Origin of the sequence: Paraburkholderia caledonica NBRC 102488, from assembly GCF_000685095.1 — a bacterium.
Taxonomy (GTDB): domain Bacteria; phylum Pseudomonadota; class Gammaproteobacteria; order Burkholderiales; family Burkholderiaceae; genus Paraburkholderia; species Paraburkholderia caledonica.
Genome location: NZ_BAYE01000013.1, coordinates 161,947 through 179,988, shown reverse-complemented (window position 1 = coordinate 179,988; position 18,042 = coordinate 161,947). Strand labels below are relative to the sequence as shown.

Genomic DNA, 18,042 nt, shown 5'->3' with positions numbered 1-18,042 from the left:
GCCCGTTACTAGTCGGCTGCGACGGCCAGAACCTGGACCGCCAGCCTTTCCGCCTGCTCGACATGGTGTTTGCACGCCGCCGCAGCAGCGTCGGCGTCGTTGCGCATCACCGCGTCGACAATCGCGGCGATCTCGTCGTAGCTCTGCACCAGGCGCCCTTCCTGGGAGAGCGTAGTGGCACGCAGCATCATCACGCGCGTATGGACGAGGCGCAGCATCTCCGTGAGCACCGGATTTCCCGCGCCCTCGAGGATCACGTCGTAGAACTGCGCCTTCTGCTTCAGGAAGCGCATGGTGCCCTCCTGACCTTGCATGTCGCGCATCGACGCGAGTTCGCTCAACGCATTCTTCAGCGCAGTACGCTGTTCTTCGGTTGCCCGCTCGGTGAACTGGCGGCCCGCGAGCGCCTCCAGCACGGCGCGCACTTCGTACAGACCGCGCGCCTCGTCGCCCGTCATGACGGCGACGATCGGACCTTTGTGCGGAATGATCTGTACGAGCCCTTCCGCCACCAGCTGGCTCAGCGCCTCACGAACAAGCGTGCGGCTGACGCCGAGCATTTCGCACAGCTCGCGCTCGATCAGCCGGTCGCCCGGTTTGAACGTCAGATCGCTAATACACGCACGCAGACCATCTATCACCTGCTGCCGCAGCGTGGCCACCGGCCGCACAACCAGTCTATTGGTATTCATCCCTTCCCTTTGCCGTAGAAAAATAGGAGCCGCCATACTTCGTAATACAATCATATTGACATTCGACGGCGAAGCTCCGATACTCGCTCTCATTATACAATCCTACAACCGCTGGACAAACTCGAAGGATACTCATGGAAGACATCACGCTATCCGAACGTCGTGCCATCGGCGCAAAGATCCGCAAGGAAGTACTGGGCGCGAGCCACACGCAGAACAACGCGAACCCTCATCTTTTCGACACCGTGTTCCTTGAGTACACGGAAGACGTATGCTGGGGCAACGTGTGGAACCGGGACGGCCTCACGCGAGCCACGCGCAGCATGCTGAACCTCGCGATGCTGGCGTCGCTCGGCCGCTGGCACGAATTCGAAGTTCATACGCGCGGCGCGGTCAACAACGGTGTGACGGAAGAGGAAATTGCCGAAGTTGTTCTGCAGGCAGGCGTCTACGCGGGCATTCCCGTCGCCGCCGAAGGGTTGCGCCGGGCAAAAGCGGTCGTGCTCGATCTGAAGGCAAAAGCCGCGGCAACGGCCTGAATCCAGCGGCGATCCGTCAAGACCGCGGCACATTGCGATCCGTCGTCGCAATTCATCTCGGGCACGTCCGCGTGGCGGTTCCGGGAGTTCAAGGCGTTGCGCGCCGCGAGCTGCCCATCCGGCGGCCGGGCGCGAAACACCTGTCACCGACGCGTTACCTGTACAAGTCATGTCTCAGTCAACTTTCTGCGAAATCCCCGCCGGCCGCATTGCCTACTCCCGTCGCGGCGCGGGCCGGCCGCTGGTCCTGCTTCATCCGATCGGCGTCGACCGGAGCTGGTGGGACGAATATGTCGAGCATTGGGCGGCGTCCTATGACGTCGTCGCAACCGACCTTCGCGGCCACGGCGAGTCGAGCGTCATCACGTCGCCCGTCACGCTCGCCGATCATGCGGCCGACGTCGCCGCCGTGCTGCGCAAGGAGCACCTGAGCGGCGCCACGCTGATTGGCGTCTCGATGGGCGGCATGATTGCGCAGCGCGTTGCGATCCAGTTCCCCGAACTCGCCGGCGCGCTGATTCTGTGCGGCACGGCGGGCGGCTTCCCCGCCGAAGTTCGTCCGCGCATCCTTGCGCGCGGCGACATGAGCCGCCAAGGCTCGATGTCCGAAGTCACGGACGACACGATCGCACGCTGGTTCACCGCCGACACCCCGCGCCCGGATCTCGTCGAAAAATGCCGCGCACGTCTTGCCGCCGACGACTGGTATAGCTGGAGCGCGAACTGGCAGGCCATCTCGCAGCTGGATAACCTCGGCGAGCTGCCCCGCGTGAAAGCGCCGGCACTCGTCGTCGCGGGCGAGGCCGACGCGAGCATCGCGCCGGCGGTATCGCAGAAGATCGCAGACGCGCTGCCGCACAGCCGTTTTGTCGTGGTGCCGGGCGCCGCGCATTTCGGCGCATTCGACATGCGTGAAGTCTTCGCAACAGTGTTCGACGATTTTCTGTCGAGCCTTGCTCAATGAAATGAAACGCTGGCCGTGCGCACGCGAACACCTCTTCGCACGCCGCGCGGCCCAGCAGTGACCGAATAAATGGAGCGGCGGCCGCCACGGCCAATCGTCCCGAGGAGGCAGTATGGCAATCACAATCCGCTCGTCTTTCACCGTCGATGCACCGCCGTCCGACGTCTGGAAGACCATGATCGACATCGAACGGTCCGCGCCGTGTTTCCCGGGCGCGGAACTGAAGGAACAGCAGCCCGACGGCAGCTACAAAGGTGGCTTCACCGTGAAGCTCGGCCCGCTTACGCTGAAATTTGCGGGCAAATTCAAGATCGCTGAACAGAACGACGTGGACCGCAAGGTCGTGGTGTCCGCAAGCGGCACCGACACGAAGGGACGCGGCGGCGCAGATGCGCAGATCAACGCGGCCGTGACCGACGCCGGCAGCGGCAAGACCAAAGTCGACGTCGTCTCGGACGTGAATCTGTCGGGCACCGTCGCGCAGTATGGGCGCGGCGCCGGAATGATCGAAGCGCTCTCGCAGCAGTTGCTGAACCAGTTCGCGAAGAATCTGACCGCGCTGATCGAGTCCGACGCCGTGTATGCCGCTGAAACCGCCACGTCGGCGCAAGCTTCGCACGCGACGCCTGCCGGCGCCGGCGCCGCATCGGCTCCCGGCGATCAAACTAATCGGATCAACGAGGCGACGCAGACCGCCACGACGGATGCCTCCCGTCCGGCGGCCGAAACGCGCCGCCCGCCGCCCGCACCGGCGCCGGTTGTTCCGCTCGACGCGGGCGCGCTAATGCGCAAAGCCATGTGGCAGTCGGTCCGGAATTTCTTCGCGCGGCTCTTCGGCGCTAAACAGCAACATTGAAGAAGCCACCGCTGCACTATCGGAGCACGCATGAAACCCAGTGAATTTCTGTACCACGCGCCGACCACTCTCGACGAAGCCGTGCAACTGCTCGGCACGCTCGAGGACGCGAGAGTGCTCGCGGGCGGTCAGTCGCTGATGCCGATGATGAACTTCCGGTATCTGATGACGAGTCATCTGATCGACCTGAACGGCGTCGAAGCACTGACCCGGATCGAGCAGCGCGGCGATCGCCTCCACATTGGCGCGATGGCGCGGCAGCGCGACATCGAATTGTCGCCGCTCGTCATTCAACGCGCGCCGCTGATCCGGGAGGCGTATCAGCTCGTGAGCCACAAGCAGATCCGCAACCGCGGCACGCTCGGCGGCAGTCTGTGCCAGCTCGATCCTTCGTCGGAACAGCCGTGCTTCACCGCCGCGCTCGACGGCGTATTGACCATTGCACGCTATGAAGACGGCGCGCTCACGCACCGCGAATTGCCGATGTCCGACTGGGCCGTGATGTACATGACGCCCGCGCTCGAAGAAGGCGAACTGCTCGCAGGCATTTCGCTCGACATCTGGCCCGCGGGCCATGGCTATGCATTCGAAGAATTCGCGCGACGTCATGGCGACTACGCCATCGTCGGCGTCGCGGCGCTCTGCACCGCCGACGCGCACGGCAATCTCGACCGCGTGTCGCTCACGATCTGCGGCGTCGCGCCCGGTCCCGTTCGCATGCACGACGTGGAGACCGCACTGCGCGGTCGCCCGATGGACGACACCGCGGTGCGCATGGCGAGCGACGCGGCCAGCGGGCTCGACGTCATGACCGACGCCCACGTCAGTACCGACTACCGCCAGCATCTTGCCGGCGTCCTGACCGAAAGAGCGCTGAAACGGGCGTTCTCGCGTGTCGCAAGACAATCGTAGAGTGACTAAGGAGATGGACATGGAGACTCGTACTGTCAGAGTCGTCGTCAACGGCACCGCTTATGAGCGCGAAGTCGAATCGCGGCGCATGCTCGGTGACTTCCTGCGTCACGACCTCGAACTCACCGGGACGCACTACGGTTGCGAGCACGGCGTATGCGGCGCCTGCACCGTGCTGATCGAAGGCCGCACCGCGCGCGCCTGTCTGACGCTTGCTGCCCAGGTCAACGGCCGTTCGCTGACCACCGTAGAAGGCCTGGCTCACGCAGACGGCACGCTCAACGAGCTGCAGAAAGCCTTCACCGAAACGCACGCGCTGCAATGCGGCTTCTGCACGCCCGGCATGCTGATGACGCTCACCGAATTGCTGAACGAAACGGATTCGCCGAGCGAATCCGAAATTCGCGAAGCGATCACAGGCAATCTGTGCCGCTGTACGGGCTATCAGCCGATCGTGGCCGCTGCGCTGCTTGCCGCACAACGCATCCGCGATCAGCGTGCCGCAGCGTCGGCGACGCCTGCGGCACATGCTACGGAGTAACACGATGGAAATTTCCGATCTGAAGGGTGCGCCCACCGACCAGCGCTACATCGGCAAGCGCGTGATGCGCACGGAAGACAAGAAGCTGCTGCAAGGTCAGGGTTCCTACGTGGACGACGTGCATCTGCCGAACATGCTGCAAGCCGCCGTGCTGCGCAGCCCGCATGCGCACGCGAAAATCGTCTCGATCGACTGCACCGCTGCGCGCGAACTGAAGGGCGTGCACGCCGTCTACACACACGCGGACCTGAGCGGCCGCGCACGGGGCCGCGCGCCTTCGATGCTGCCAAATCCGGCAATCCGTTTCGAGCGCACGCAGGAATTGCTCGCCTCGACGGAAGTGACGTTCGCGGGCGAAGCGGTGGCCTTCGTGGTCGCGGACAACCGCTATATCGCCGAAGACGCGTGCGGCCTGATCGAAGTCGAGTACGACACACTGCCCGCCGTGGCCGATTGCCGCGACGGCCTGCGCCCCGAGTCGCCGCTTTGCCACACCGACGCGAAAGACAATGTCGTCGCGCATATCGAAATGGGTTTTGGCGACATCGACGCGGCCTTCAACAGCGCGCCGCACGTCGTCGAGGAAACCTACTGGCAGAACCGCGGCTCCGCGCATCCGATGGAAACCCGCGGTTATCTCGCCGAATTTCACGCCGCCAACGGCGAACTGACCGTCTGGTCGTCGGGCCAGGCGCCGCACCACGAGAAGAAGAACCTCGTCGAACTGCTCGAATGGGACACGGAAAAACTGCGCGTGCTGATGAACGACGTCGGCGGCGGCTTCGGCCCGAAGCTGCCGTTCTATCCGGAAGAAGCGCTCGTCGCGATTGCGGCGGTTGCGCTCAAGCGCCCCGTCAAATGGATCGAAGACCGGCGCGAACACTTCCTCGCGGTCACGCAGGAACGCGACCAGTGGTGGACCGTGAAAATCGCGCTCGAAAACGACGGCAAGATTCGAGGCGTGAAACTGGAGATGGTGCACGACAACGGCGCGTTCCTGCCGTGGGGCATCATCACGCCGTACATCTCGATCACGACAACGCCCGGCCCTTACGTGATTCCGGCGATGGGCGCGAAGCTCGACGTCGTCTACACGAACAAATGCGCGACCTCGCCTGTGCGCGGCGCGGGCCGCCCACAGGCGGTGTTCGCGATGGAGCGGATACTTGACAAGGCCGCGCGCGCACTCGGCATGGACCGCGCAGAGTTGCGCTGGCGCAACCTGATCCAGCCCGAGCAGATGCCGTACGATGCGGGCTTCATTTATCGCGACGGCAGCCCGCTGCGTTACGACAGCGGCGACTATCCGGCCTGCCAGAAAGCTGCGCTAGAGCGCGCGAAGTATTCGAGCTTCGCGCAACGCAAGGCCGAGGCGCGCCGTGAAGGACGCTTCATCGGCATCGGCATGGCGAGCTTCGTCGAAGGCACTGGCATGGGTCCGTTCGAAGGCGCGACGGTACGCGTGCAGGCGAACGGCCGCATCGCCGTGATCACGGGCGCATCGCCGCAAGGCCAGGGCCACAAGACGACCTTCGCGCAGATCTGCGCGGAACAGCTGAACGTGCCGCTCGAAACGATCGACGTCATCACGGGCGACACGGGCGGCATCTCGATGGGCGTCGGCACGTTCGCGAGTCGCGTGACGGTGAATGCCGGCAACTCCGTCTATATCGCCGCGCAGGCCGTGGGCGAAAAGATGCTCACGCTCGCCGCGCACCTGTGGAAGTGCAAGCCCGAAGAACTATTGCTGATCGAAGGTCACGTTGCGCGCCGCGCCGGCATTGAGCAGCGCATGAGCTACGGGCAACTCGCGAAAATCTCGCAGGGCATGCCCGGCTTCACGATGCCCGAGGGCCTCACCGCCGGTCTCGAAGAGACCAAATACTTTTCGCCCGCGCAGTCGACGTATTGCAATGGCACCGCTGTCGTCGAACTCGAAGTGGACCGCGAGACGGGCCACATCACGATCCTCAACTACGTGATGGCGCACGATTCCGGCAAGCTCATCAACCCGATGATCGTCGACGGCCAGGTGATCGGCTCGGTTGCGCACGGCATCGGCAACGCGACGCTCGAATGGATGCAATACGACGAGAACGCACAGCCCACCACGACGAACTTCGGCGAATACCTGCTGCCGATGGCAACCGACGTCCCGAATATCGACATCGTGCACCTCGAAACGCCGTCGCCGCTGAATCCGCTCGGCGTGAAGGGTGCGGGCGAAGGCGGCACGATCCCGGCGGCGGCAGCAATCGTCGCTGCGATCGAGGACGCGCTGTCGGAATACGGCGTCGAATTCACTGAAGCACCGCTCGTTCCGCAGCGCGTGTTCCAGAAGCTCAAGGAGGCCGGCGCCTACGCGCGCTGACCTGCGCAGGCCCCGCTCCCATGCGCGAAGCGCGGGCTCCCTTCCCTGTTTTCATTGTTTGGACTTTTACTCCATGACGACCGAATTCACCGCAGCGCTCCACCAATCCGAATACCGGATCACTCTCGGCCAGCCCGAGCTCGGCAACATGCTCACGCTCGAAGCCATGCGCGCGCTCGCCGCGGAAATCCGCAAGGCGGGCCGCGACAACAACGTCAAGATCATCCGCATTCGCGCGTCCGGTCCTGCGTTCTGCCGCGGCCGCGCGGTCGGCGCTCCGCCGGCCACGCCGCCGACGGCCGCGCAGTTCCGCCGTAACGTGGCTGATCCGATTCTCGACGTCTACCGCGCGATGCATGAAAGCGAAGTGCCGGTTCTGGCCGAGGTACAAGGCGACGCCGAGGGTTTCGGCTGCGCACTCGTCACCGCGTGCGACCTGGCCGTCGCTGCCGATAGCGCGCGCTTCAGCCTGCCGGAGCTGCAGAAGAATCTGCCGCCGACGCTTGTGCTGTCCGTGCTGCGCCACAAGGTGCCGCCGAAAGCGTCTGCGCACATGGTCTATCTGACCGAGACGATCGACGCCGCGAACGCACGCGAGTGGGGCATCGTCGCAGAAGTCGTCGCGGCCGCGAAGCTCGCCGAGCGTGCGGACGCAATGGTCGCCTCGATCTGCACGCGCGACCGGATCGCGATTGCCACGCTGAAGACGTATTTCCGCGAGATCACGATTCCCGACTTCTCGCTCGCGAGCGAAATGGCGGGTGCGTCGCTCGCCAACGCGATGACATCGATGCGCCGCTAATACGCCTTCATTACTCGCCGCAATACTACCGACGCGCCTCGCGCACCGGGCAACACTTCAGGCAATAAAGGCGCCGCGCAACGCGGCGCTTTACGGGACCCCCAGCCATGGCAGATCAAGACACTACTCCCAACACTTCCGCGAACGCCGGTTACGCGGACTTGCACGACCACATCGCGCGTCTCGAAGCGGCAGGTTTGCTGTACCGCATTGACGAGCCGGTCAACAAAGACACTGAAATGCATCCGCTCGTGCGCTGGCAGTTCCGCGGCGGGATTCCCGAAGCGGACCGCCGTGCGTTCCTCTTCACGAATATCGTCGACAGCAAGGGCCGCAAGTACGACATTCCGGTAATCGTCGGCGGCATCGCGGCGAATCCGGAGATCTACCGGATCGGCATGAACGTGCCGTCGCTCGACGACATCGGCGACGCGTGGAATCGCGCGATCGACAATCCGGTGCCGCCAGTCGTGGTGGAAAGCGGCCCGGTGCACGACATCGTGATCGAAGGAAAGGATCTCGAAGGTCCGGGCAACGGCCTCGAATCGCTGCCGCTGCCGATCTCGACGCCGGGCTTCGACGCCGCCCCGTACATGACGATGACGGGCGTGATCTCGCGCGACCCGGACACCGGCGTGCAGAACATGGGCACGTATCGCGGCCATCTGAAATCCGCCACGCGCCTTGGCATGATGATGCTCGTGAACCTGCGTGCGGGCGGTCTCGATCATTGGCGCAAGTACGCCGCGAAAGGCGAGAAGATGCCGGTCGCCATCGTGCTCGGCGCGCCGCCCGTCGTGGCGTTCCAGGGTCCGCAGAAGCTGCGCCCGAACACCGACGAACTGAGCGTTGCGGGCGGTCTCGCCGGCGCGCCGATCCGCGTCGTCAAAGGCCGCACGGTCGATCTGCTGGTGCCGGCCGAAGCGGAAGTGGTCGTCGAAGGTTATGTCGATCCGCAATATCTGGAACCGGAAGGCCCGTTCGGCGAGAGCCACGGTTATGTCGCCCTCGAAGACTACAACCTCTCCATCGAAGTCACGGCGATCACTCGCCGCAAGGACGCGGTGCTGACCTCGATCATCTCGCAGGTCACGCCGTCCGAATCGAGCGTCATCAAACGTCTCGCGTATGAGCCGATGTTCCTGCGCCATCTGCGCGATCACCTGGGCATTCGCGGCATCAAGAAAGTGTCGCTGCACGAGCCGCTCACGAATCTGCGCCGCTTCGTGTTCCTGCAGTTCGAGCGCGGTTCGAAGAAGACCGAAATCTGGCGCGCGCTGTACGGCACGATGTCGTTGCAGGCCGCCATCGGCAAGTTCGTCATCGCGATCGACGACGACATTGACCCGAACAACGCCGACGCCGTGTTCTGGGCGATGGGCTATCGCTGCAATCCGGTTGAGGACGTGAAGCTGATTTCGTACCGCGAGCACGGCCATGGTCCGCGCTCCGACCACGATACGGGGCTCGATTCGGCGATGCTGATCGACGCGACGATGAAGACGCCGATGCCGCCGCTCGCGCTGCCGAAGAAGGAATACATGGAAAAGGCGAAGGCGCTGTGGGAGCGCCTCGGTCTGCCGAAGCTCAAGCCGGAGTCGCCGTGGTACGGCTACTCGCTCGGCGACTGGACGGCGGAGTGGGACCGCAACGCAGAGCAGGCAACTCGCGGCGAGTGGATGCAGCGCGACGCGTCGTATCACGCGCGCCGCCAGAGCGGCGTCGAGCCGAATTCGCCCGTGCGCAGCGTCGAGGGCAATCGTGGGCGCGAATAACAGGACTCCGGAGCGCATTATCGTCGGCATCACCGGCGCGTCCGGCGTGGTCTACGGCATCCGCGCGCTCGAACTGCTCGCCGAGGCGGGCATCGAGACGCATCTCGTGATCAGCAAGGCCGCCGAACTGACGATGACCTATGAGACCGACATCCGCGCCGCCGACCTTCGCGCGCGAGCGTCGCACTGGTACTCGCCGGGCGACATCGGCGCCGCTATTTCGTCGGGTTCGTTCAAAACCAGAGGCATGCTGGTCGCGCCGTGCTCGGTGCGCTCGATGAGCGAGATCGCCACCGGCATCACGAGTTCTCTGATCAGCCGCGCGGCCGACGTCGTGCTGAAGGAGCGCCGGCGCCTCGTGCTCGGCGTGCGCGAAACGCCGCTGCACGGAGGCCATTTGCGCACGCTCGTGCAACTCTCGGACATGGGCGCGATCATCGCGCCGGTCGTCCCGGCGTTCTATTCCAGGCCGCAGACGATCGCCGATATCGTTGATCACACGGTCGGCCGCATGCTCGATCTGTTCGACATCGAGACGGGCGTGATCAAACGCTGGAAAGAGCAGCAACACGAGTCGTGACGGGCGCACCGCCCGCGCCTTTCCCCTACTTCCAGACCCGTCGCGCGACGCGTGCCGGCGGGCTTTCTTCGCGATCACCATGACTGAATCCAACCCGCTTTCCCGGCTCGCAGACCCGAGCCTGTTGCGCACGCTCGCTTACATCGACGGCCAATGGTGCGGCGCCGACGATGCACGCACGTTCGCCGTCGACGATCCCGCAACCGGCGAGAAGATCGCCGACGTGCCGCTCATGACCGGCGCCGAAACGCGTCGCGCGATCGAAGCCGGCGACTACGCGCAGCGCGGCTGGCGCAAGCTCACCGCAGCGCAGCGATCGACGATCCTCAAGCGCTGGCACGCGCTGATGATCGCGAACACGGACGACCTCGCGATCATCATGTCGGCCGAACAGGGCAAGCCGCTTGCGGAAGCGAAAGGCGAGATCGCTTATGCAGCGTCGTTCATCGAATGGTTCGCGGAGCAGGCAAAGCGCGTGGACGGCGACGTACTCGCCTCGCCCGCCGCCGACAAACGCCTGCTGGTGACGAAGGAACCGATCGGCGTATGCGCCGCGATCACGCCGTGGAATTTCCCCGCCGCGATGATCACGCGCAAAGTCGCGCCCGCACTTGCCGCCGGCTGCGCGATGATCCTGAAGCCCGCGGAAGCCACGCCGCTGTCGGCGCTCGCGCTCGCCGAACTCGCGCATCGCGCGGGCGTGCCGGCCGGCGTGTTCAGCGTGGTGGTCGGCGACCCGCGTTCGATCGGCGCCGAGATGACGGGCAATCCGATCGTGCGCAAGCTCTCGTTCACCGGTTCCACGCCAGTGGGCCGCATGCTGATGAGTCAGTGCGCGCCGACCGTGAAGAAGCTCTCGCTCGAACTCGGCGGCAACGCGCCCTTCATCGTATTCGACGACGCGGATCTCGACGCCGCCGTGGAAGGCGCGCTCGCTTCGAAGTACCGCAACGCGGGCCAAACCTGCGTTTGCACGAACCGCCTCTACGTCCAGGACGGCGTGTACGACGCGTTCGCGGAAAAATTCGCGGCGGCGGTCGGCCGCATCATGGTCGGCAACGGATTCGAGAGCGGTGTGACGCAAGGGCCGCTCATCAACGAAGCGGCGGTGGAAAAGGTCGAGGCGCATATCGCCGACGCTGTCGCGCACGGCGCGCGCGTGCTGACAGGCGGCAAACGCCATGCGGCGGGCAAACTGTTCTTCGAACCGACCGTGGTGGGCGACGTGACCGCCCGGATGCGTTTTGCGACGGAGGAGACGTTCGGCCCCGTCGCCCCGCTCTTCCGCTTCACGAATGAAAGAGAGGCCATCGCGGCGGCGAATGCCACCGAGTTCGGACTCGCCGCCTACTTCTACAGCCGCGACATCGGCCGGATCTGGCGCGTGGCCGAGGCGCTCGAGTACGGCATGGTCGGCATCAATACCGGCCTGATCTCCAACGAGGTCGCGCCGTTCGGCGGCGTCAAGCAGTCCGGACTCGGCCGCGAAGGCTCGAAGTACGGCATCGAGGACTACCTCGAGATCAAATATCTGTGCATGGGCGGTCTCTGACCGACGCCGCGCCGCGAGCCCGCGAGCCCGCGAGCGGGCTGTGGGCGCAGCGTCGCGTTGACAGCCATGTTATTGACATGCAATCATACAATCTTACTGTTTTAGCTATTTAGGGAACGGAATGTCACCATTGCCCCAAGACCACTCGCAAACGGCAACCGGCGGCGCGCCGCGCGACTTGCAGGACCATATCGCCCGGCTCGAGGCCAAGGGCCTCCTGACGCGCATCGACCGGCCGATCAACAAGGACACCGAGTTGCACCCGCTCGCGCGCTGGCAGTTCCAGGGCGGCCTGCACGAAGATCAGCGTCGCGCTTTCCTCTTTACCAACGTAGTGGACGGCGACGGACACACTTATGACATCCCGGTTCTAGTCGGCGGACTCGCCGCCTCGCCGGAGATTTACGCCACCGGCCTCGGTCTTCCGGTCGAGCAGATCGGCAAGGCATGGACGGAAGCGATTGCCGAGCCGGTACCGCCGGTCATGGTGTATGAGGCGCCCTGTCAGGAAGTGGTGATCAGCGGAGATGCGCTGAAGGAAAAAGGCCTGTCGCGTCTGCCGGTGCCCGTCTCTACGCCCGGCTTTGACGCCGCGCCCTATCTCACCGCTACGCTTTGCGTCACCAGAGATCCGGAGAGCGGCGTGCAGAACATGGGCACTTACCGCGCCGCGCTGAAATCGGAAGACCGGCTGGGCGTACGCATGGCAAGCCGTCTGTCGGGTGCGGGCGGTTATCTGCACTGGGAAAAATATCGCGAGAAAGGCGAGAAGATGCCGTGCGCGATCGTGCTGGGCTGCGCGCCCGCCGTGCTGTTCACCGGTCCGCAGAAACTGCAGATCGATCAGGATGAGATGGCCGTCGCCGGCGGCCTGATGCGCGCCCCCGTCGAGGTGGTGCGCTGCAAGACCATCGATCTGGTCGTTCCCGCCGACGCCGAAATCGTGATCGAAGGTCTGATCGACACCGACGCGCTGGAGCCCGAAGGCCCGTTCGGCGAAAGCCACGGCCACATCGCGCTCGAAGACTACAACATGTCGATGCACGTCACCGCGATCACGATGAAGAAGAAGCCTGTCTTCGTCTCCATCATCAGCCAGGTGACACCGAGCGAAAGCTCCGTGCTGAAGAAAGTCGCCTACGAGCCTTTGTACCTCGAACACTTAAGCAAGGTGATGGGCGTGCGCGGCATCAAGCGCGTGGTGATGCACGAGCCGCTCACGAACCTGCGCAAGGTGATCTTCCTTCAGTTCGCGCGCGGCACGCAGCAGGCGGAAGTCTGGCGCGGTCTGCAAGGCGCCGCGACGCTGCAGGCGCAGTGCGGCAAGCTTGTGATTGCCGTTTCCGAAGACATCGACCCGGAAAACGCCGATGCGATTTTCTGGTCACTCGCCTATCGCTCCGACTTCACCCACGACCTGCACGTGACGCCTTACCGCGCGAGCGGTCACGGCCCCAAGTCCGGCCGCGCGCCGCTGGAAAGCACGTTGCTGATCGACGCGACGCTCAAGCATGCGATGCCGCCGCTCGCGTTGCCGAAGGAGCAATACATGAGCGCGGCACGCAAGATCTGGGAAGAGTTGAATCTGCCGAGCCTGACGCCGCAGCCGCCATGGCATGGCTATCACCTCGGCGACTGGGACAAGCGCTGGGACGAGTACGCAGAAGCGGCGACCTCCGGCGGCTGGCGCGAAACGGGTGAGCGTACGTGGGCCAACCGGCGAGGCGGTGTGAAGCCAGAAACTCCGGTGCGGGAGGCCTCGGGTGGCCACGGCGAATAAGCGCACGCTTGCACGCCGCACCGAACAACCCGTGGAGCAGAGGCATCCGGAGACAGCCATGACTCAAAACAATACCGTCGATATAGCCCACGTCATCGAGACGCAGGAGCGAAGCTGGTTCACTGTGAGCCTTTTCATTCTGTGCGCGCTCGTCATGCTGGCGGACGGCTTCGACAATCAGGCTTTGAATTACGCCGCCCCCGGCATCATCAAGGAATGGAGCATCAACCGGGCGCTGATGACGCCCGTGTTCAACATCAGCATCGTCGGGTGGATGGCGGGTTCCGTGGTGTTCGCCATGCTGGCCGACCGGATCGGCCGGCGCCGCGCGATCCTGCTCGCGACCTCGCTGTTCGGCGTCTTCACGTTCGCCGTGCCGTTCGCGCACAACCTGGTCGAACTGTCGGTGCTGCGCTTTTGCGCCGCGCTCGGCATCGGCGGCGGCATGCCTATGGCGGTCTCGCTGATCACCGACTACGCGCGCTCAGGCAAGCGCGGGCTCATCATCACCCTGCTCTATCTCGGCTATACCGCCGGCTCCTCCGGCGGCGGTCTGCTCGCAGCGGAGATCATCCCGGCGTATGGCTGGCGCTCGGTCTTCTACGTGGGCGGCGCAGGCGCGGTAGTGGCGGGCATCATCCTGCTCATCGGGCTGCCTGAATCGATCCGCTACCTGACGCTGCGCAAGCCTGGCAGCGAACGCATTCTCCACTACGCGCGCAAGCTCAAGCCGAGCGCGCATTTCGCCGACGACACGCGCTTCACGATTCCGGAGCAGATCCGCACGGGTGTGCCGGTGAGGCACCTCTTTACCGAGGGCCGGTCGGCGATGACCGCCTTCCTGTGGCTCGGGCTCGGTCTTTCGTTCGTCACGCACTTCTTCCTGTCGCAATGGATGACGACGCTCCTGACCGACGAAATCGGCTACGCCAACGCAGCGCGCAGCCAGGCGCTGTTCCAGCTCGGAGCCGGCTTCAGCTGGTTCTTCGGCTGGATGATCGACCGTAAGGGCGTATCGGTCATGACGCTGACGATGATCCTCGGCGCCATCCCGGTAGCGGCACTCGGCGTAGCGGTCGGCACAGGCGCGAGTCTCACCATGGCGATGGCGTTGATCTCCGGTCTGCTGGTGCTGGGCGGCAATATCGGCCTCAATGCGATTTCCAGCATGATCTATCCGACCTTCATCCGATCGACCGCCACCGGCGCCTCGTTCGCCGTGGCGCGTATCGGCGCGATCATCGGCCCGCTGCTGGCGGGTTTGCTGATCGCCGCCGGCACGCCGATCGGCACGATCTTTCTGCTCGGCGCATTGCCGTTGCTCGCGGCGGGTGTCGCCTGCTTCATGCTCAACCGGACCATCACGCCGGAGGCTGCGCGCGAGATGTCGTTGCGCTCGGCGCTATCGCGGCATTAACGCGGGTTTAACGCGACTTCGCCGAACCCCGGCTCAGGCCGGGCAACCACACGATGTGTTTATGGATAGCGTCAATCTCGAAGTACTGAAGGCGAGCGCACGCTGGATCGAAAGCGGCCGGCGCGTGCTGCTCGTGACCGTTGTGAGGACGTGGGGTTCGTCGCCGCGGCCTGAAGGCGCGATGCTCGCCATTCTGGATGGACGGCTCGGTGGCGGGTTCGGTTTCGGGCGGCTGCATCGAGGACGATCTGATCGACCGCGTGCGATCCGCGCGAGGAATATACCGACGTGTGGCATCTGCCGTGCACGACGCTCGTGCGCAAGATGCCTGACGACACCGTTCTCGACATGAAACTCGACGAGCGTTGCGCCGTGATCGCGCTCACGCACGACCCGAAGCTCGACGATCTCGCGTTGATGGAAGCGGTCAGAACGCCGGCGTTCTATGTCGGCGCGCTGGGTTCGCGCCGCAACAATGCCGCGCGGCGCGAACGGCTCGAAACGCATTTCAATCTCACCGAAGATCAACTTAGCCGCCTGCGCAGGCCCATTGGCATCTACATAGGCAGCCGTACGCCACCGCAAATCGCGGTATCGATTCTGGCCGAGGTCACAGCGGTCAGGAACGGTGTCGCCTTACCGGGCGAGTTCCGGATTGAGGATACAAAAACGAGGCTGGACGTTGCGGTGAATGAGCAGACGAACTGCGCTACTACCGCGCGTCACTGATTCGGACAACAGCAGCATATGCGCGGCCATTGCGGCGCGATGCAGATCACGCACCGCCTCGCGAATGGGAACAGCGAAGCGGTTCGGGCAGAGACTCAAACTGATTCAGATCAAATATTAATCGGGGACAAAAATGTTTCGTCGTCTTTCAATCTCCGTCCGGCTCTCAGCAGTGATGGCCGTGCTGGGCGTGGTCATCGTCACGGTGGGTATGCTCGGGCAGCTCGCGATACAACGTTCGAACGACGCGCTCGACTACGCTTACTCCAACCAGCTGGCCGCATCGATTGCCGTGGGGCGAGCCAATCTGAAGCTGGAGATCGCGCGCGCGGTGCTGAATCTCGCGCTGATGCATCCCGAGGGTGCCAACGTGCCGGAGGCCGTCACGAAAGCGCTCGGCCACCTGTCGGACTCCGACCGCGCGTGGCACGCCTACCGTTCACTCGGGCTTCCGCCAGAGGAGCAGGCGCTCGCGGATCGCGTGGATGAGGCGCGCACTGCACTCGTTCAGCGTGGCATCGTACCGCTCGCCGATGCACTCAAAAAAGGCGATCACGACACGGCGGACCGCATTGCATCGAAGGCGATCTCGCCGCTCTCGACCGTGCTCTCGAATAGCAGCGAGGCGCTCGATCGCTGGAAGAGCGCGTATGGCAAACAGGCGTTTGCCTCGGCCGAGCGTTTCAACGCAAGGCTGCGCATCGTGGGCGCGGTGCTGATCGCACTAGGGCTCGCCATTTGCGCGGTCTGCGCGTACGGGTTGCGCCGGGCGATCGTAATGCCCCTCTCCAGCCTGCTTGCGGCACTACAGCGCATTGCGCAGGGCGATCTGACTGGGTCGCTTCGCGCACGCACGAGCGATGAAATGGGACAGCTCGTCGACGGACTCCAACAGATGCAGGGCGGTCTGGATAAAGTGGTACGGCAAGTGACGCGCAGCTCCGAATCCATTGCCAGCACTACGCGGCAGATTGCCGCCGGCAACAACGACCTCTCGCAGCGCACTGAGGAACAGGCGGCCTCGCTGCAGGAGACCGCGGCTAGCATGGAGCAACTAACCGCGGCAGTGCGGCAGAATGCGGACAACGCGCGTACCGCACAAATCCTGACTGAGTCGGCGCATAGCGTCACGACGCGCGGTTCACACGTCGTCGGCAATGTCGTGGCGACTATGACGGAAATCCACCGCAGCTCGCAAAAGATCGCCGACATCACTGGCGTGATCGAAGGCATCGCATTTCAGACCAATATCCTCGCGCTCAACGCCGCGGTGGAAGCCGCCCGCGCCGGCGACCAGGGACGGGGCTTCACCGTGGTCGCGTCGGAGGTGCGTTCGCTCGCGCAACGCGCCGGCGCAGCCGCCAAGGAAATCAAGACCTTGATCGACGAATCGGTCGAACGTGTGGCGTCGGGCTCGCAGCTCGTCAGCGTCGCCGGCGAGACGATGCACGAGATCAGCGACTCGATCACGCGCGTCACCACAATCATGCGGGAGATCGCGAGCGCGTCCGACGAGCAGCGGGATGGCATCGAACAGGTGAGCCTGGCCGTATCGCAGGTCGACGAGGTCTCGCAGCAGAACGCCGCTCTGGTTGAAGAGGCAGCGGCCGCGGCCACCTCGCTCGACGATCAGGCCAGGCTGTTGCGCGACGCAGTGGCGGTCTTCCGGTTGACTTGATCCGTTTTTCGCATGCGGTACGGTGAGCGGGACTGTTGTGGTCACTAAATGCGGCTTGCAGCATCGCGGTGTATAATATGTATACAGCGTATTCGGACGACGGAGAGATGTCGATGCGGCGCGTGTCGCGCGGCACTGGATGTGTTGAACGAGGCAAACGAATCATCGAGGAACCCGGCATGCTCAATACCCAAACCGCTCGCATTCTTTCCCGTTATAAAACGTGGGCCGACACCGTACTGTTCGACGCCACCGCCGCATTGCCGTCAGATGAAGTCGTCAAGATCCGGCAGACGCTGTTCAAGACAATGATCGGCACGCTTAACCACAACTACGTGGTCGATCTGATCTGGAAGGCGCATCTCGAACGCAAGGAACACGGCTTCACCTCGCGCAACGTGATCGTGCACGCCGACTTGGAGAGCTTGCGCGTCGCGCAACAGCAACTCAACGCATGGTTCGAACGCTGGGCCGATGCTCAGACCGACACCTCGCTAGACGAAGAGCTTTCGTTCGCGTTCATCTCGGGCGAGCGTTCGGTCATGTCGCGCAGCGCCATGTTCATGCATCTCGTGAACCACGCTTCGTATCACCGGGGCTGGGTGTGCGAAATGTTCTTCGACGTACCCGCGAAACCTCCAACCACCGACCTGCCGGTCTTTCTCGCGCGCCACCCGGAGTCTGGGTTCAAGGCGTGATGGTTATCAAACCAACGCCGGCATAACCGATGAGATCGCGAAGCTTACATTCGAGCTTCAACGCAAGTTGCTCACTGAAAAAACATGACAGCTTTTGTCGATTCTTGCCCTCCCCGTTCGTCGATATGGGTGCCGCGGTAATCCTGCCGCGGTTAC

General features: G+C 64.0%; 15 protein-coding genes and 1 pseudogene. 15 read left to right on the top strand and 1 reads right to left on the bottom strand.

Features of this window, described 5'->3' with window-relative positions; genetic code table 11:
* Positions 1-8 precede the first annotated feature (8 nt).
* On the bottom strand, positions 9-692 hold the full coding sequence (locus BCA01S_RS24200; RefSeq protein ID WP_027779139.1) for a GntR family transcriptional regulator: 684 nt from the start codon (positions 690-692) through the stop codon (positions 9-11).
* A 134-nt stretch (positions 693-826) separates the two neighbouring features.
* Here BCA01S_RS24200 and BCA01S_RS24195 point away from each other — a divergent pair, with 134 nt between their 5' ends.
* The 15 genes and pseudogenes from BCA01S_RS24195 (at position 827) to BCA01S_RS24125 (ending at position 17,886) form a co-directional block, all read left to right on the top strand.
* Positions 827-1,231 (top strand): carboxymuconolactone decarboxylase family protein, encoded by a 405-nt coding sequence (locus BCA01S_RS24195; protein ID WP_042319247.1) that lies wholly within the window; start codon positions 827-829, stop codon positions 1,229-1,231.
* Between the two features lie 169 nt (positions 1,232-1,400).
* The gene (locus BCA01S_RS24190) at positions 1,401-2,195 is read left to right on the top strand and encodes an alpha/beta fold hydrolase (protein WP_027779137.1); all 795 of its coding nucleotides are present in this window, start codon (positions 1,401-1,403) and stop codon (positions 2,193-2,195) included.
* Between the two features lie 112 nt (positions 2,196-2,307).
* Positions 2,308-3,051, top strand: a complete 744-nt coding sequence (locus BCA01S_RS24185; protein ID WP_027779136.1) for an SRPBCC family protein — start codon at positions 2,308-2,310, stop codon at positions 3,049-3,051.
* A 30-nt stretch (positions 3,052-3,081) separates the two neighbouring features.
* Positions 3,082-3,963, top strand: a complete 882-nt coding sequence (locus tag BCA01S_RS24180; RefSeq protein WP_027779135.1) for an FAD binding domain-containing protein — start codon at positions 3,082-3,084, stop codon at positions 3,961-3,963.
* A 19-nt stretch (positions 3,964-3,982) separates the two neighbouring features.
* Complete coding sequence (locus tag BCA01S_RS24175) at positions 3,983-4,504, top strand: (2Fe-2S)-binding protein (RefSeq protein ID WP_052369490.1); 522 nt, start codon at positions 3,983-3,985, stop codon at positions 4,502-4,504.
* A gap of 4 nt (positions 4,505-4,508) precedes the next feature.
* The gene (locus BCA01S_RS24170; RefSeq protein WP_042319245.1) at positions 4,509-6,875 is read left to right on the top strand and encodes a xanthine dehydrogenase family protein molybdopterin-binding subunit; all 2,367 of its coding nucleotides are present in this window, start codon (positions 4,509-4,511) and stop codon (positions 6,873-6,875) included.
* A gap of 73 nt (positions 6,876-6,948) precedes the next feature.
* Positions 6,949-7,677: an enoyl-CoA hydratase/isomerase family protein gene (locus BCA01S_RS24165; RefSeq protein ID WP_027779132.1), complete on the top strand. Its 729-nt coding sequence runs from the start codon at positions 6,949-6,951 to the stop codon at positions 7,675-7,677.
* Between the two features lie 107 nt (positions 7,678-7,784).
* Positions 7,785-9,452 (top strand): UbiD family decarboxylase, encoded by a 1,668-nt coding sequence (locus tag BCA01S_RS24160; protein WP_027779131.1) that lies wholly within the window; start codon positions 7,785-7,787, stop codon positions 9,450-9,452.
* A complete protein-coding gene (locus BCA01S_RS24155) occupies positions 9,439-10,032 on the top strand; it encodes a UbiX family flavin prenyltransferase (RefSeq protein WP_027779130.1) in 594 nt (197 codons plus the stop codon). Before BCA01S_RS24160 ends, BCA01S_RS24155 begins: the two co-directional genes overlap by 14 nt.
* A gap of 79 nt (positions 10,033-10,111) precedes the next feature.
* Positions 10,112-11,584: an NAD-dependent succinate-semialdehyde dehydrogenase gene (locus tag BCA01S_RS24150; protein ID WP_027779129.1), complete on the top strand. Its 1,473-nt coding sequence runs from the start codon at positions 10,112-10,114 to the stop codon at positions 11,582-11,584.
* A 121-nt stretch (positions 11,585-11,705) separates the two neighbouring features.
* The gene (locus BCA01S_RS24145) at positions 11,706-13,364 is read left to right on the top strand and encodes a UbiD family decarboxylase (protein ID WP_027779128.1); all 1,659 of its coding nucleotides are present in this window, start codon (positions 11,706-11,708) and stop codon (positions 13,362-13,364) included.
* Positions 13,365-13,422: 58 nt separating this feature from the next.
* Positions 13,423-14,781: an MFS transporter gene (locus BCA01S_RS24140; protein WP_027779127.1), complete on the top strand. Its 1,359-nt coding sequence runs from the start codon at positions 13,423-13,425 to the stop codon at positions 14,779-14,781.
* A gap of 61 nt (positions 14,782-14,842) precedes the next feature.
* Positions 14,843-15,510 (top strand): annotated as a pseudogene (locus BCA01S_RS35165) (XdhC family protein).
* A gap of 133 nt (positions 15,511-15,643) precedes the next feature.
* Entirely contained in the window at positions 15,644-17,188 is a 1,545-nt protein-coding gene (locus BCA01S_RS24130; RefSeq protein WP_027779126.1) for a methyl-accepting chemotaxis protein, read from the top strand.
* A gap of 179 nt (positions 17,189-17,367) precedes the next feature.
* Positions 17,368-17,886 carry a DinB family protein gene (locus BCA01S_RS24125; RefSeq protein WP_027779125.1) on the top strand — a complete coding sequence of 173 codons (519 nt, stop codon included), beginning with the start codon at positions 17,368-17,370 and terminating at the stop codon, positions 17,884-17,886.
* Positions 17,887-18,042 lie beyond the last annotated feature (156 nt).

Bases quoted from the DNA above. Each gene is read 5' to 3' on its own strand.
- BCA01S_RS24200 (WP_027779139.1), bottom strand. From the start codon at position 692: ATGAATACCAATAGACTGGTTGTGCGGCCGGTGGCCACGCTGCGGCAG.
- BCA01S_RS24195 (WP_042319247.1), top strand. From the start codon at position 827: ATGGAAGACATCACGCTATCCGAACGTCGTGCCATCGGCGCAAAGATC.
- BCA01S_RS24190 (WP_027779137.1), top strand. From the start codon at position 1,401: ATGTCTCAGTCAACTTTCTGCGAAATCCCCGCCGGCCGCATTGCCTAC.
- BCA01S_RS24185 (WP_027779136.1), top strand. From the start codon at position 2,308: ATGGCAATCACAATCCGCTCGTCTTTCACCGTCGATGCACCGCCGTCC.
- BCA01S_RS24180 (WP_027779135.1), top strand. From the start codon at position 3,082: ATGAAACCCAGTGAATTTCTGTACCACGCGCCGACCACTCTCGACGAA.
- BCA01S_RS24175 (WP_052369490.1), top strand. From the start codon at position 3,983: ATGGAGACTCGTACTGTCAGAGTCGTCGTCAACGGCACCGCTTATGAG.
- BCA01S_RS24170 (WP_042319245.1), top strand. From the start codon at position 4,509: ATGGAAATTTCCGATCTGAAGGGTGCGCCCACCGACCAGCGCTACATC.
- BCA01S_RS24165 (WP_027779132.1), top strand. From the start codon at position 6,949: ATGACGACCGAATTCACCGCAGCGCTCCACCAATCCGAATACCGGATC.
- BCA01S_RS24160 (WP_027779131.1), top strand. From the start codon at position 7,785: ATGGCAGATCAAGACACTACTCCCAACACTTCCGCGAACGCCGGTTAC.
- BCA01S_RS24150 (WP_027779129.1), top strand. From the start codon at position 10,112: ATGACTGAATCCAACCCGCTTTCCCGGCTCGCAGACCCGAGCCTGTTG.
- BCA01S_RS24145 (WP_027779128.1), top strand. From the start codon at position 11,706: ATGTCACCATTGCCCCAAGACCACTCGCAAACGGCAACCGGCGGCGCG.
- BCA01S_RS24140 (WP_027779127.1), top strand. From the start codon at position 13,423: ATGACTCAAAACAATACCGTCGATATAGCCCACGTCATCGAGACGCAG.
- BCA01S_RS24130 (WP_027779126.1), top strand. From the start codon at position 15,644: ATGTTTCGTCGTCTTTCAATCTCCGTCCGGCTCTCAGCAGTGATGGCC.
- BCA01S_RS24125 (WP_027779125.1), top strand. From the start codon at position 17,368: ATGCTCAATACCCAAACCGCTCGCATTCTTTCCCGTTATAAAACGTGG.